Origin of the sequence: Campylobacter sp. IFREMER_LSEM_CL1085 (assembly GCF_025772235.1) — a bacterium.
GTDB classification, from domain to species: Bacteria; Campylobacterota; Campylobacteria; order Campylobacterales; family Campylobacteraceae; genus Campylobacter_D; species Campylobacter_D lari_D.
The window spans coordinates 24,386-37,661 of record NZ_JAKMRU010000007.1 but is presented as its reverse complement, the minus strand read 5'-3'; the positions used below and the strand labels follow the sequence as shown (position 1 = coordinate 37,661).

At 30.4% G+C, this 13,276-nt stretch carries 15 protein-coding genes; 10 read left to right on the top strand and 5 right to left on the bottom strand.

What is annotated here, in order from left to right:
- Positions 1-7 precede the first annotated feature (7 nt).
- The gene (locus L8W56_RS04170; RefSeq protein ID WP_263659522.1) at positions 8-1,789 is read right to left on the bottom strand and encodes a PhoX family protein; all 1,782 of its coding nucleotides are present in this window, start codon (positions 1,787-1,789) and stop codon (positions 8-10) included.
- A gap of 135 nt (positions 1,790-1,924) precedes the next feature.
- Here L8W56_RS04170 and dapB point away from each other — a divergent pair, with 135 nt between their 5' ends.
- Positions 1,925-2,653, top strand: coding sequence for a 4-hydroxy-tetrahydrodipicolinate reductase (dapB, locus tag L8W56_RS04165; RefSeq protein ID WP_133319502.1), 729 nt, complete (start codon positions 1,925-1,927; stop codon positions 2,651-2,653).
- Entirely contained in the window at positions 2,654-3,994 is a 1,341-nt protein-coding gene (gene purF, locus L8W56_RS04160) for an amidophosphoribosyltransferase (RefSeq protein WP_263659521.1), read from the top strand.
- A gap of 3 nt (positions 3,995-3,997) precedes the next feature.
- On the opposite strand, the gene L8W56_RS04155 is transcribed toward purF, so the two are convergent.
- Genes L8W56_RS04155 through ilvE form a run of 4 tightly spaced genes read right to left on the bottom strand, consistent with a single transcriptional unit; the run spans position 3,998 to position 7,079 of the window.
- Positions 3,998-4,486 (bottom strand): DUF2393 domain-containing protein, encoded by a 489-nt coding sequence (locus L8W56_RS04155; RefSeq protein ID WP_259443337.1) that lies wholly within the window; start codon positions 4,484-4,486, stop codon positions 3,998-4,000.
- Between the two features lie 41 nt (positions 4,487-4,527).
- Complete coding sequence (locus L8W56_RS04150; RefSeq protein ID WP_133319505.1) at positions 4,528-5,064, bottom strand: DUF2393 family protein; 537 nt, start codon at positions 5,062-5,064, stop codon at positions 4,528-4,530.
- A gap of 17 nt (positions 5,065-5,081) precedes the next feature.
- Positions 5,082-6,152, bottom strand: a complete 1,071-nt coding sequence (locus L8W56_RS04145; RefSeq protein ID WP_133319506.1) for a prohibitin family protein — start codon at positions 6,150-6,152, stop codon at positions 5,082-5,084.
- 12 nt (positions 6,153-6,164) lie between these two features.
- Entirely contained in the window at positions 6,165-7,079 is a 915-nt protein-coding gene (ilvE, locus tag L8W56_RS04140; RefSeq protein WP_133319507.1) for a branched-chain-amino-acid transaminase, read from the bottom strand.
- Between the two features lie 100 nt (positions 7,080-7,179).
- Between ilvE and L8W56_RS04135 the strand changes: the two genes are divergently transcribed.
- The 8 genes from L8W56_RS04135 to mreC all read left to right on the top strand — a co-directional run bounded on the left by L8W56_RS04135 (position 7,180) and on the right by mreC (position 13,206).
- Positions 7,180-7,386 (top strand): tautomerase family protein, encoded by a 207-nt coding sequence (locus L8W56_RS04135; protein ID WP_133319508.1) that lies wholly within the window; start codon positions 7,180-7,182, stop codon positions 7,384-7,386.
- On the top strand, positions 7,383-7,844 hold the full coding sequence (gene bcp, locus L8W56_RS04130; protein ID WP_263659520.1) for a thioredoxin-dependent thiol peroxidase: 462 nt from the start codon (positions 7,383-7,385) through the stop codon (positions 7,842-7,844). The genes L8W56_RS04135 and bcp overlap by 4 nt, the downstream gene beginning before the upstream one ends.
- Positions 7,838-8,911, top strand: a complete 1,074-nt coding sequence (locus L8W56_RS04125) for an epoxyqueuosine reductase QueH (protein ID WP_263659519.1) — start codon at positions 7,838-7,840, stop codon at positions 8,909-8,911. Before bcp ends, L8W56_RS04125 begins: the two co-directional genes overlap by 7 nt.
- Before the next feature lie 68 nt (positions 8,912-8,979).
- A complete protein-coding gene (fabZ, locus tag L8W56_RS04120) occupies positions 8,980-9,420 on the top strand; it encodes a 3-hydroxyacyl-ACP dehydratase FabZ (RefSeq protein ID WP_039619275.1) in 441 nt (146 codons plus the stop codon).
- The gene (gene lpxA, locus L8W56_RS04115; protein WP_263659542.1) at positions 9,420-10,211 is read left to right on the top strand and encodes an acyl-ACP--UDP-N-acetylglucosamine O-acyltransferase; all 792 of its coding nucleotides are present in this window, start codon (positions 9,420-9,422) and stop codon (positions 10,209-10,211) included. Before fabZ ends, lpxA begins: the two co-directional genes overlap by 1 nt.
- The gene (gene clpX, locus L8W56_RS04110; protein ID WP_263659518.1) at positions 10,204-11,433 is read left to right on the top strand and encodes an ATP-dependent Clp protease ATP-binding subunit ClpX; all 1,230 of its coding nucleotides are present in this window, start codon (positions 10,204-10,206) and stop codon (positions 11,431-11,433) included. Before lpxA ends, clpX begins: the two co-directional genes overlap by 8 nt.
- 2 nt (positions 11,434-11,435) lie before the next feature.
- Positions 11,436-12,473 (top strand): rod shape-determining protein, encoded by a 1,038-nt coding sequence (locus L8W56_RS04105; protein ID WP_012662095.1) that lies wholly within the window; start codon positions 11,436-11,438, stop codon positions 12,471-12,473.
- Positions 12,463-13,206: a rod shape-determining protein MreC gene (mreC, locus tag L8W56_RS04100; RefSeq protein ID WP_263659517.1), complete on the top strand. Its 744-nt coding sequence runs from the start codon at positions 12,463-12,465 to the stop codon at positions 13,204-13,206. Before L8W56_RS04105 ends, mreC begins: the two co-directional genes overlap by 11 nt.
- Positions 13,207-13,276: the final 70 nt, after the last annotated feature.

Below are 13,276 nucleotides of genomic sequence, written 5' to 3'. Positions count from 1 at the left end.
AAATTGATTAACTTCCAATAACTCCGCCATCAATTTTACTTATTGCTATTATACTTGATCTTGGTGTTTTGCCATAAGGAAATTGACTGCCTTTTAATTTCTCTCCTGGATGTTGAATTCCAACAAACATAGTTTTATAATCTTGACTAAAAGCAATTCCTGTTATTTCGCAAGCTATTGGTCCTGTTAAAAATCTTTTTATTTCCCCTGTTTTTGGATTAGCTGCTAACATACAATTATTTCCCATGCCTTCAAATTCTTCTTGATTAGAATAGTTTCCATCAGTTTGTATCCAAAGGCGACCATCTCTATCAAAACTTAATCCATCGGGGGAATTAAATTTATTATTACTTGTAATGTTGTTTGAGCCTTTATTTAAACTTGTTTGATTATCAGGGTTTCCTGCAAGTGCAAAAATTTCCCAAGTAAATTCATCATCTTTATGAGAATTTTTATGCTCCCATTTAATTATTTGTCCGTAAATATTTTTTGTTCTTGGGTTTGCTGGATTTGGGTTATTATTTTTTTTATTGTTTGTTAAGGTAGCAAATACTTCTTTTGAGCCACTTTCTTTATGGCTTGCTATCCATTCACATCTATCCATAGGAGTTGCATTTACAATAGATCCAGCAATTCTAGCATTGATTAACACATCTGCTTGAGAGTTAAAACCATTTTCTTTATTAAGGTTATTTTTACCATATTCTAACTCAATCCATTTTCCACTCCCTCTAAAATCTCCTATTTTTCCATTAAATTGTGCTACATATAAGGTTCCTTCATCTAAAATTTTGCTAGTATCTAGACCTTTTTTATATTTATGTTTGCTTATAAATTTATAAATAAATTCATTGGCTTCATCATCTCCCATATAAATTACAACAGTTCCATCATCTTCTACAATTAATTCTGCATTTTCGTGTTTAAATCTTCCAAGAGCTGTTCTTTTTATAGGTATGCTGTTTGGATCAAATGGATCAATTTCTACAACCCATCCAAATTTATTTGCCTCGTTTGGATTTTTACTTAAATCAAATCTTTCATCAAATTTTTCCCACCCATATTGACTTTGAGCTTTAAATCCAAATCTAAGTTGCTCTTTTGAAAATTTAATTTTTTCATCTAAACTTCCAAAAAAATCATTTATATTTTCTTCGCAAGTAAGATAAGTCCCCCAAGGTGTTTTTCCATTGGCACAATTATTTAAAGTTCCATATATAAAATTTTCATTTTGAAGTACTTGTTGTTTTGCTGGACCACTAACGCTCATTTTTGTATTTGCATCGATTCTGCGATTGTATTTAGAATCAAGCACCACAGACCATTGATCTTTTTCTTTTTTTATTTCAAAAATACTCACCCCTAAATTTGCTTGTTCATATAAAATATCATCTAAGCTAAGATTTTTACCTTGATGTTTAAACATAATTTCAGGATTTATATATTCATTATTAATAGCTAGTATAGCCCTATCTTTTGAAAGAGGAAAAAAACTCATACCATCGTTATTGTCTCCAAAAGTTAATTTAGCATTTTCCACAGCTTTTTTATCGATATTTTTTTCTTCATCATAAATAGATGCTTTGTTAAAAAGAGGATCGCCCCATGAGATTAAAATATCTGCTTTATAGTCATCTGGTACGATAACTTTATCTTCTGTGCTAGCAGGTATTTCTTTAAAATTTAGCAAATCTTTATCTTTTAATAAACTCGCATTTAAATTTGAGCTAGCAAAAAATGCTACCATAGAACCTAAAGCTGAACCTTTCAAAAATGTTCTTCTTTTCATAAAACTCCTTTTAAAAATGTGTTATAAATTTAAAGTTTTTTGGAAACTTTTTGGAAACTTTTGCTCATGGTATGTAATATTGTATTAATTAACTTAGTGATACAATTTCTCACTGCAAATATAAAGGATAAATTTATGATATGTATAGGAATTCATGGGAGCAATGGTCGCATGGGTAAACAAATTGAAAATTGTTTACAAGATCAAAAAGATGCTAAAGCAAGTGCATTTTTTTATCAAGGATCAAGCTATGAAGAATTTTTTAACAAATGCGATGTAATAATTGATTTTTCTTCCCCGAAAGGTTGTGAGGATTTGTTGTTATACGCAAGAAGCAATCCTAAACCTTTAGTGATAGGTACTACAGGATTAGATGCTAAGCAAAATGAGTTAATGCAAAGTGCAAGCATTACTATGCCAATTCTTTATGCTACCAATATGTCTTTGGGTGTAGCTATTTTAAAAAAACTTTCATGTTTAGCAAGTGAAGCTTTAAGGGATTTTGATATAGAAATACTTGAAATGCACCATAATAAGAAAAAAGACGCTCCAAGTGGTACAGCTATGACTTTAGCACAAAATGTCGCTAAGGCTAGGAATTTAGATTTGGAAAAGGTTAGAGTAAGTGGTAGAGATGGGATTATTGGTCAAAGAAGTAAAGATGAAATCGCAGTGATGAGCTTAAGAGGTGGTGATATAGTGGGTTCTCATAGAGTTGGATTTTATAATGATGGTGAATTTATAGAATTAAATCATAGTGCTACTTCAAGAGCTACTTTTGCTATGGGGGCTATTAGATGTGCTAAATGGCTGGTTTCTCAAGAAAATGGCTTATATGATATAGACGATTGTTTAGGAATTTAAATGTGTGCGGTAGTTGGAGTAATTAATTCAAAAAATGCAAGCACGGTGGCTTATTATGCTTTATTTGCTATGCAACATCGTGGCCAAGAAGCAAGTGGAATTAGTGTAAGTGATGGTTTAAATATCAAAACTCATAAAGCTAAAGGTGAAGTAGGACAAATTTTTAATACTCAAATTTTAGCAGATTTAAAAGGTAGTATAGCTGTAGGCCATAATCGTTATTCTACCGCCGGAAATTCTTCTTTGCATGATGCACAGCCTGTTGCAGCTACTTGTTCTTTGGGTGATATTTCTTTAGTGCATAATGGAAATTTGATTAATAAAGAAGAAGTTAGAAAAGAGTTAATTGATAATGGAGCTATTTTTCATTCTAATATGGACACGGAAAATGTTGTACATTTAATAGCAAAAAGCAAAAAAGAAACTTTAAAAGATAGATTTATAGAAAGTCTAATGCAAAGTAAGGGTGCATATTGCTTTATGTTAGCTAGTAAAAATCAACTTTTTGTGGTAAGAGATCCTTATGGGGTTAGACCTTTATCTTTGGGAAAATTAAAAGATGGTGGATATATTGTAGCGAGTGAAACTTGTGCTTTTGATTTGATAGAAGCTGAATTTATCCGCGATATAAAGCCCGGTGAAATGCTAGTTTTTACTCAAGGTAGTGATGAGTTTGAAAGCATTCAAGTTTTTGATAAAACAGATCCAAGAATTTGTGCATTTGAATATATTTATTTTGCTAGACCTGATAGTATTATAGAAGGTAAAAGTGTATATGAAGTGCGTAAAAAAATGGGTGAAGCCTTGGCTAAAAAATTTAAAGAAAAAGTAGATTTTGTAGTGCCTGTTCCTGATAGTGGAGTAAGTGCTGCTATAGGTTTTGCGCAATATTTAAAAATTCCACTTGAAATGGCCATAGTTAGAAATCACTATGTTGGAAGAACTTTCATAGAGCCAACTCAAGAAATGAGAAATTTAAAAGTAAAACTGAAATTAAATCCTATGAAGAAAGTTTTAGAAGGTAAAGATATAGTGGTGATTGATGATAGTGTAGTAAGAGGAACAACTTCTAAAAAAATCATCACACTTTTAAGACAAGCAGGTGCTAGAAAAATTCATTTGGCTATAGCTTGTCCAGAAATCAAATTTCCTGATATTTATGGTATAGACACTCCAACTTTTGAAGAGTTAATTTCAGCTAATAAGAGTATTGAAGAGGTTAGAGAATATACAGGTGCAGATAGTTTGACTTTTTTAGATATTAATGAGCTAGTTTCAAGCATAGGCAATGAAAGAAAATATTCTTTGGTTAGTTTTGATGGGGATTATTTTATTAAATAATCCTTATCTGCATTTTAATTGTTTAAAAATTTTATAACTTTGAAAATGAGGTGGCAATCCCACTTCAAAAGAAAAGTCTTTGTAGGTATGACCTGATAATTGATTTGCAATGTTAATATTATACGAAACATCTCTTTGTTGTTGATTTGCTTTTTTTATGCTATCAAAATTTTGTTGATTAAAAATTTCTCCACTGATTTCATGCTTTTTATTATTATCAATAATTCTAAGTTCTAAAAAGCATTCTGAAATTTTAAAATTAGTATCGTTGGTTACTCTACCTTTTATAATAATACTTTCTGTAGCTAAGCGTCTGTAGGTTGAAAAATTACTCAAACTAGCTTTTTTTGTGTATTGATCTATAGTTAATAATAAAGAAATAGTTAAGATTGAGGCTAATATAAAACTTATTATGCAAAAAATTATCATATATTTTTTGTTTTGTATTTTTAAATAGAATAAAATCCAAGTAAGGAAAGTTGAAGCTAGCATAATAAAAATGATAAGAATATGAAAAAAAGTAAAATATCCCATTAAAAACACTTTGAATTAATTTTAATGTCAAAATCTTGACCTTCATTAAAATCGGAAAATTTGGTTTTTAGATTAATAGTTTGGTTGGGACTTATTGTTTTTTCGATAGTGGTAGATTTACTTCTTAATGGTTTTAATAAATGTATTAAATTTTTAAAAGTATTATTTTCATCGCTTTTTCTAAATACTTCTACTTTTATTTTGCAAAATTTAAAACTTTTTTTAGAAGTATTTGTCAAGCTATAATCAACACTTAAAGAATTATCATATACAAAAAATTGAGCATTATCTAAGCTAGCTATTCTGGATCTAACTTTAGTATCAATTAAAAAATATCCCAAATACGCAATACTAAGTGAACATAAAATTCCTAAAAAAATTATAATAAAAGCAAAAGTAGGTTTGTTTCTAACAATCAAAGCAATAAATAAAGTGATAATGAAAAAGAATACAACTAAAGCCATTAACAAAAAATCGATCAAGTGCAAATGAGCTGTATAAAAGATCATTTGCTCTCGGATATGTTGAACATTCATTATCACTTCTTTATTTTTTAATTTGCTACTGAACTTGTTCTTTTATTATCTTTGCTATCAACCCAAATATTTGGCACAGCTCCGCCTGGTGTTAAGAAAATTTTAGCATCTTTATTGACTTTAAGTGCTTCATTAAATTGCTTTTGGGTTTCAATTTGTTTTAAATCAAGTAAAGGATTATTTAAACTTTTTGCTATTTCTCTATTTGAATATGCTTGTGCATCAGCTTCAATTTTTACGGCACTTGCTCTACCTTTAGCACTAATAATAGTTGCATTTGCCTCCCCTTCAGCTAAAGCCGCTTTTTTAAGTGCTTCTTGGTTAGCTCTTTCAACTTCATATTTAGTTCTTTCAGCTTCTTGTTTAGCAATTTGTACTCTTTCGATCTGTTCTTTTACTTTTATAGGTAAGATAATTTCTCTAAGCTGAACTGCTTGAAGCTCTGCTGGCTCATTTGGTTGGCTTTCAATAGTTTTTCTAATACCCTGATCAATTTGCACCGCTATAGTATTACGATTTGTTGGAAGCTCTTCTGCAGTGTATTGACCTACAACATTTCTTACAACATCTCTTACTACTGGATCTATGATTTTATTTTCCCAATTAAGCCCCCATGTTGCGATAGTTTGAGGAACTTGTAAAGGATTTAATCTGTATTGAACGGTTACATCAATAGATACAGGCAAGCCTCTTGAATCAAGTACCGAAATGCTATTTTTATTAACAACGCCTGATCCTATTTGTAAATTTTCATTTATTCCTTCGATTGAAGCATAGTTGATTTGTCTTACTCTAGTATCTACGATAGTGATTTTTTGCAGTATAGGCATAAAAAAATGAAGTCCTGGTTCAAGTGGGGTAGGGCTGTATTTACCTGTAGTGGATTTGATCCCCATTTCCCCTGAATTTACTATTGCAAAAGGTTTAAAAAGTGCAAAAACTAAAATAATTGCAATTGCACTATAAATTAATGGGGAAAATTTCCCAAAACCTTTGAAATTAAATTCTGGTGTTTTGAAGTTTAAATTTTGCTTATTGTTGTTTTGATTGTTTTTTTTATTAAAATAATCATTCAAATCAGCTGGCATTTAGTTCCTTTGTTAAATATAAGTTAGCATAGAAGCGTATTTTTCATTGCGTCCATAAACTATATCAAAATACGCATTTTGAAGCTTTGTCGTTAGCTCACCTCTTTTTCCATCTCCTATAATTCTTGCATCAATATTATTTATCGGAGTTATTTCTGCTGCAGTTCCTGTGAAAAATGCTTCATCAGCTACATAAACTTCATCTCTTGAAATTCTTTGACGCACTACACTTATGCCCAAATCATGTGCAATTTTTAAAACAGTATCTTGAGTGATACTTTTTAATGAAAAATCATTTGGCGGTGTGATTAGCTTATTATCTTTAATCATAAAAAAACACTCACCTGTTCCTTCTGCTACAAAACCTTCTTCATCGAGCATTAAGGCTTCCTCATATCCTGCTTCTATAGCTTCATATTTAGCCATTTGAGAATTTAAATAATTTGCACTTGCTTTTGCTTTACCTAAGCTAGATTTTACACTATTTCTAGCAAAAGAAGAAATTTTAACCTTAATACCTTTTTCTAAGCCTTCTTCGCCTAAATAAGCACCCCATTCCCAAGCAGCAATAGCTACCCTAACAGGAGCTTTAGCATGATAAACTCCCATAGTGCCATCACCTAAAAAGATTAATGGTCGCAAATAGGTGTTATTTTGAAAATCATTTGCTCTTAAAAGTTCAACTTGTGCATTTTCAAGTTCTTCTTGAGAAAAAGGAGAATTAATTAAAGTAATTTTTGCAGACTCTAAAAGTCTTTTGGTGTGTTCTTTTAATCTAAAAATTGCTAAACCATTTTGTGTTTTATAAGCTCTTGTTCCTTCAAAAACTGCATTTGCATAATGTAATGAATGTGTTAAAACATGAATTTTTGCATCATCAAAATCAATGATTTTTCCATCCATCCAAATTTTTTTTGCCCTAATCATAACTAAGCCTTTTTGTTGAAAATAAAACTAATTTTATCAAAAATATACTAATAATTACTAGAATATAGTAAAATTATTATATTTGAAACAAGGAAAAATCATGCCAATTATAAATATCAAATTAGCTAAACCAGAATTTAGCAAAACACAAAAAGAAGAGCTAATAGCAGATATTACAGAACTTTTACATACAAAATACAACAAGCCAAAGCAAAATATAGTGATTATGTTAGAAGATATTGAGCCATATAATATTGCTTTTGGTGGCGAAAGTGTAGAAAAATTAAGATTGAAAGATAAAAAATGAAAGAATTGCAAATTGGTGATAAAGCTCCTGTGTTTGAACTTTTAAATCAAGATGGAGTTAAAATTTCTTTAAGTGATTTCTTGGGTAAAAAAATTATTTTGTATTTTTATCCAAAAGATAACACCCCAGGTTGTACCACACAAGCTTGTGAATTTAGTCAAAGTTATGAGGATTTTTTAGAGCAAAATGCTGTGATTATAGGTATTAGTCCAGATAGTGTTAAATCGCATGAAAATTTCATAAAAAAATATGATTTAAAACACACTTTATTAAGCGATAGTGAAAAAGAAATTTGCAAACTTTATGGTGCTTGGGGTTTAAAGAAAAATTATGGTAAAGAGTATGAGGGGCTTATAAGATCTACTTTTGTGATTGATGAAAATGGAAAAATCTCAAAAATTTATAAAAATGTAAAAGCTAAAGATCATGCTTTTAAGGTGTTAAAAGAATTATGCTAGTACATATTTGCTGTAGTGTGGATAGTCATTATTTTATACAAGAATTAAGCAAAACTTATCCTGATGAGAAAATTATAGGTTTTTTTTATGATCCAAATATTCATCCATATAGTGAGCATGAACTTAGATTTTTAGATGTTAAACGCAGTTGTGATAAATTAGGCATTAAACTTTATAAAGGTGAATATGAGTATGAAAAATGGCTTGAGGGTGTAAAGGGTTATGAAGACGAGCCTGAAAAAGGCGCAAGATGTCAAATTTGTTTTGATTTTAGAATGCATAAAAGTGTTGAATTTGCTCAAAAAATTGGTGAAAAAAAACTTACAACAACCCTTTTAACATCCCCTAAAAAAGACTTAGAGCAGCTAAAATTAGCTTTACAAAAAGAATGTGATAAATTTGGCATAGAGTTTTTAGCACCTGATTTTAGAAAAAATGGAGGCACGCAAAGACAATTTGCCTTAGCTAAGCAAGATATGCTTTATCATCAAAATTATTGTGGGTGTATTTATGCGCTTTCTAAACAAAAAGGTCAAAAAGCTTTTATAGATGAGCTGATGAGTCCTATTAATAAACAAATATTGCCTTCAAGTATAGAAGAAAAAATAAAATTTTATAACCAAGTAAAAAAAATAGAAAAAAAAGGTGTTAAATTTGAAATTCAAAGAGAGAAATTTTTAAATTATCGCTTACTAAGAGCTTTGATAAAAGAAAACAAAAAAGCCATAAAAACTCATGTTTTATTTTACTCACATTTTAAAAATTCTTATACCAAATTTAGTATTTTAGAAGAGGATTTAAAGTGCTATAAAAGTGCAAAGGATGAGATTAATTTATGGAGTTTTGATTATTTTAATAGCTTATGTAAAATGCGATTTAAAAATTTTGAAGATTTTTTACAAAATCCTTTAAAAATAGAGCAAGAAATCAAAATAAGGCAAAAGCATTTTGGTGCTTATGATCTTTCGCCGGTGATTATTGTTGAAAATATTATTAAAGGCGCTTATGAATTTATAGCAAAAAGTGAAATTTATTTTGATAGTAAAGAAAAGATTGTGAAGTTATAAAACTTAACTAGTTTGTTAATATTTTTTTTGTAAAATCTGAATTTTGAATATATTTTAAGGCTAAATTTATGATAGATGTAATGCAAATTCAAAAAATTTTACCACATAGGTATCCATTTTTACTTGTAGATAAAATCGTAGAATTAAAAAATAAAGAAGTTGTTAGAGGTTATAAAAATATTAGTATAAGCGACCATGTTTTTATGGGACATTTTCCAGATCATCCAATTTACCCGGGTGTGTTAATTTTAGAAGGTATGGCACAAACTGGAGGGGTTTTGGCATTTGAAAGTATGGATGATAAGGTAGATCCAAGCACTAAAGTAGTATATTTTACAGGCATTGATAATGCTAAATTTAGAAATCCAGTGCGTCCAGGTGATAGGCTTGATTATGAGATGAGTGTGGTAAAAAATCGTGGAAATATGTGGATATTTCAAGGAAAAGCTTTTGTTGATGGACAATTGGTTGCAGAAGCTGAACTTAAAGCTATGATAGTAGATAAATGATGAGCAAAATTCATCCAAGTGCTGTTATAGAAGATGGAGCTATCATAGCAGATGGTGTTGTAGTAGAAGCCTATGCTTATGTTGGAAAAAATGCCAATATAGGTGCAAATACTATCATCAAACAAGGTGCAAGAATTTTACCTAATGTAAGCATAGGTGAAAATTCTAAAGTTTTTTCTTATGCCATAGTTGGAGATATCCCACAAGATATATCTTATAAAGATGAGATAAATTCAGGTGTTATTATAGGAAAAAATGCAGTTATTAGAGAATTTGTTACTATAAATTCAGGTACAGCTAAGGGTGATGGTTTTACAAGAATAGGCGATAATGCTTTTATAATGGCTTATTCTCATATTGCACATGATTGTTTGCTTGGAGATAATATTATTTTAGCAAATAATGCTACTTTAGCAGGTCATGTGGAACTTGGAGATTATACTGTGGTAGGTGGACTTACTCCAATACATCAGTTTGTTAAGGTAGGTGAGGGGTGTATGATAGCAGGTGCTAGTGCGCTTTCTCAAGATGTGGTGCCATTTTGCTTAGCTGAAGGAAATCGAGCAAGCATTAGAAGTTTAAATTTAGTAGGCATTAGAAGACGCTTTGATAAAGAAGAAGTGGATGTTTTAAGCAAGGCTTTTAAATTTTTATTCAGACAAGGAAGTTTAAAAGATAATGCTTTAAGTTTGCTAGAAAATACTTCTAGTGAAAATGTGAAAAAAATGTGTAATTTTATCTTAGAAACAAAAAGAGGAATTCCTATATATAAGGAAAAAAGTCATGGTTAAAAGATGTAGTTTTTGCAATGAAATAGAAACAAGTGAAAGAAGAATTTTAGTAAATGATTATAATAATGCCTTTATATGTGAGTATTGTGCCGAAAGTGCCTGCAATATTTTCTTTGGAGAGGAAAAAGAATTAAAAAATAAAGAAGTTGATAAAGAAAATTTTAAAGATATTACTCCTAAGGAATTAAAAGCATATTTAGATAAATATGTTATCGGGCAAGATAGAGCTAAAAAAATCTTTAGTGTAGGGGTGTATAATCACTATAAAAGGCTTTTTAGATCTGACTTAGAAGATGATGATACAGAATTAGCAAAATCAAATATTTTATTAGTAGGCCCAACGGGAAGTGGAAAAACTTTACTAGCACAGACTTTAGCTAGATTTTTAGATGTTCCTATCGCAATTTGTGATGCGACTTCTTTAACTGAAGCAGGTTATGTGGGAGAAGATGTTGAAAATATCCTTACTCGTCTTTTACAAGCTGCTGATGGAGATGTGCAAAGAGCACAAAAAGGGATTATATTTATCGATGAGATAGACAAAATCGCAAGAATGGGCGAAAATCGCTCCATTACAAGAGATGTGAGTGGTGAGGGCGTGCAACAAGCCTTACTCAAAATTATCGAAGGATCTTTGGTAAATATCCCACCAAAAGGCGGTAGAAAACACCCAAATCAAGATTTTATACAAATAGATACAACTAATATTTTATTTGTGTGTGGCGGGGCTTTTGATGGTATTAGTGATATTATTAAAAGAAAATTAGGCGATAATGTCATGGGCTTTTTTACTGATGATAAAAAAGATGAAAAAGAAGCTTTACTTCAAAGACTAGAGCCTGATGATTTGGTGCATTTTGGGCTTATTCCTGAACTTATAGGAAGATTGCATGTACTTGCTTCTTTAGAAGAGCTTGATGAGGAAAGCATGGTGCGTATTTTAACTGAGCCAAAAAATGCCATTATTAAGCAATATCAAAAACTTTTTGCTATTGACAATGTGGAATTAAAATTTGAAGATGAAGCGCTAAGAGAGATTGCTAAGCTTTCGCTAGAGCGTAAAACAGGCGCTAGAGGTTTAAGAAGTATTATTGAAGAAATGATGGTAGATTTGATGTTTGATTTGCCAGAGTATAATGGATATAGCATAGTAATTACTAAAGAAGTGATCAAAGAAGGTACAAAACCTTTATTTATAAAAAATAAAAAAGTTAAAGGCTGAGAATGATTTTAGATCAAATAATTGGATTTTTTTCAAGTGATATGGGGATTGACTTAGGTACTGCAAATACTTTAGTTTTGGTAAAAGATAAAGGTATAGTGATTGATGAACCTTCGGTTGTTGCGGTAGAGCGTGAAAGATATGGTAGGGTTAAAATTTTAGCTGTTGGAAAAGAAGCTAAGGAAATGGTAGGAAAAACCCCAGGTAATATCGAAGCAATCCGTCCTATGAAAGATGGTGTGATTGCTGATTTTGATATGACTGAAAAAATGATCCGTTATTTTATAGAAAAAACTCATAGAAGAAAATCTTTTTTAAGACCTAGAATTATCATTTCAGTTCCTTATGGATTAACCCAAGTAGAAAGAAAAGCAGTTAGAGAAAGTGCTTTAAGTGCGGGTGCTAGAGAAGTATTTTTGATAGAAGAACCTATGGCAGCAGCTATTGGTGCAAATTTACCAATTAGAGAGCCTCAAGGGAGCTTGGTGGTAGATATTGGCGGTGGTACTACTGAAATTGGTGTTACTTCTTTGGGCGGTCTTGTGATTTCAAAATCTATCCGAACAGCTGGTGATAAGCTTGATACTAGTATAGTAAATTATGTAAAAGAAAAATACAATCTTGTCATAGGTGAAAGAACGGGCGAGGAAATCAAAATCGCAATAGGCTCAGCAGTTCAGCTTCCAAAAGAGCTTTCTATGGTAGTTAAAGGACGCGATCAAGTAACAGGATTGTTAAATAGAATAGAGTTAACAAGTGAAGATGTAAGAGAGGCTATGCGTGAGCATTTAAAAGAAATTGCTGATGCATTAAAAATCGTTCTTGAAATGATGCCGCCTGATCTTGCAGCTGATATTGTTGAAAACGGTGTTGTTTTAACAGGAGGCGGAGCTTTAATACGCGGTCTTGATAAATATTTATCTGAAATTGTAAAACTTCCAGTATATGTAGCTGATGAGCCACTTTTAGCAGTGGCAAAAGGCACAGGTAAAGCTTTGGAAGAAATTTCTTTATTGCACCAACTAACGAATGAAGAGTAAAATTCTTAGTGTTTTAATTTTATCTTTTTTAGTGTTTGTTTCGTTTTATTATGGAGATATAATAAAACGAAATATTTTAGATTTAAATATTGCTATTGTTAATCAGTTTTCTCAAAGCATTAATCTTTTAAAAGATAAATTTAATGAGCATTTTAATCAAGCTCAAGAAATTAAAAAATTAAGAGAAAGAAATGCTGAACTTGAAAAAAACAATATCTATATGAAAAACTTTGCCAATGAATTAAACAATATTTTAAGTGATAAAAATTCAAGTTTTTATTATCCTAATGTTAGTTTAGTTAAGGCAACTTCTTATGCTCAAATTAGCGATTATCATAAAGTTTGGCTTGATGTGGATTATAAAGGAAAAATTAAAGGCTTAATTTATAATGGCTATACAGCAGGCATAGTTATAGAAAAAAATGGTAGAGCTTTGGGACTTTTACAAGGTGATGAAGAGTGTATTTTTTCCGTATATATAGGTAAGGAACAAGCACCAGGTATAGCTCATGGTAGAAATGATTATGTTTTAGTTAAATATATTCCTAAATGGCTTGAACTTAAAATGGGCGATAAGGTTTATACAAGTGGCTTAGATGAGATTTTCTTTTCAGGAATTCCAGTAGGCGAAATTTTTAAAATAGAAGAAGAAGGTGCCTATCAAAATGCATATGTTAAACCTTATGTAAAAATGAAAGTACCAAGTTATTTTTATATGGTAGAAAATTTTTAATAAAAAGTTATTTATTTTAGTTGATATAAATTATTATTTACTATTAAATATTAGAATTATCTCCGAATTT

What these genes read in the sequence shown, in the direction of transcription:
- purF (WP_263659521.1), top strand. Translation starts at nt 2,654, where the DNA reads ATGTGTGCGGTAGTTGGAGTAATTAATTCAAAAAATGCAAGCACGGTG.
- clpX (WP_263659518.1), top strand. Translation starts at nt 10,204, where the DNA reads ATGGTTAAAAGATGTAGTTTTTGCAATGAAATAGAAACAAGTGAAAGA.
- L8W56_RS04125 (WP_263659519.1), top strand. Translation starts at nt 7,838, where the DNA reads ATGCTAGTACATATTTGCTGTAGTGTGGATAGTCATTATTTTATACAA.
- ilvE (WP_133319507.1), bottom strand. Translation starts at nt 7,079, where the DNA reads ATGATTAGGGCAAAAAAAATTTGGATGGATGGAAAAATCATTGATTTT.
- dapB (WP_133319502.1), top strand. Translation starts at nt 1,925, where the DNA reads ATGATATGTATAGGAATTCATGGGAGCAATGGTCGCATGGGTAAACAA.
- lpxA (WP_263659542.1), top strand. Translation starts at nt 9,420, where the DNA reads ATGAGCAAAATTCATCCAAGTGCTGTTATAGAAGATGGAGCTATCATA.
- L8W56_RS04155 (WP_259443337.1), bottom strand. Translation starts at nt 4,486, where the DNA reads ATGCTAGCTTCAACTTTCCTTACTTGGATTTTATTCTATTTAAAAATA.
- L8W56_RS04170 (WP_263659522.1), bottom strand. Translation starts at nt 1,789, where the DNA reads ATGAAAAGAAGAACATTTTTGAAAGGTTCAGCTTTAGGTTCTATGGTA.
- L8W56_RS04135 (WP_133319508.1), top strand. Translation starts at nt 7,180, where the DNA reads ATGCCAATTATAAATATCAAATTAGCTAAACCAGAATTTAGCAAAACA.
- fabZ (WP_039619275.1), top strand. Translation starts at nt 8,980, where the DNA reads ATGATAGATGTAATGCAAATTCAAAAAATTTTACCACATAGGTATCCA.
- L8W56_RS04105 (WP_012662095.1), top strand. Translation starts at nt 11,436, where the DNA reads ATGATTTTAGATCAAATAATTGGATTTTTTTCAAGTGATATGGGGATT.
- mreC (WP_263659517.1), top strand. Translation starts at nt 12,463, where the DNA reads ATGAAGAGTAAAATTCTTAGTGTTTTAATTTTATCTTTTTTAGTGTTT.
- L8W56_RS04145 (WP_133319506.1), bottom strand. Translation starts at nt 6,152, where the DNA reads ATGCCAGCTGATTTGAATGATTATTTTAATAAAAAAAACAATCAAAAC.
- L8W56_RS04150 (WP_133319505.1), bottom strand. Translation starts at nt 5,064, where the DNA reads ATGAATGTTCAACATATCCGAGAGCAAATGATCTTTTATACAGCTCAT.
- bcp (WP_263659520.1), top strand. Translation starts at nt 7,383, where the DNA reads ATGAAAGAATTGCAAATTGGTGATAAAGCTCCTGTGTTTGAACTTTTA.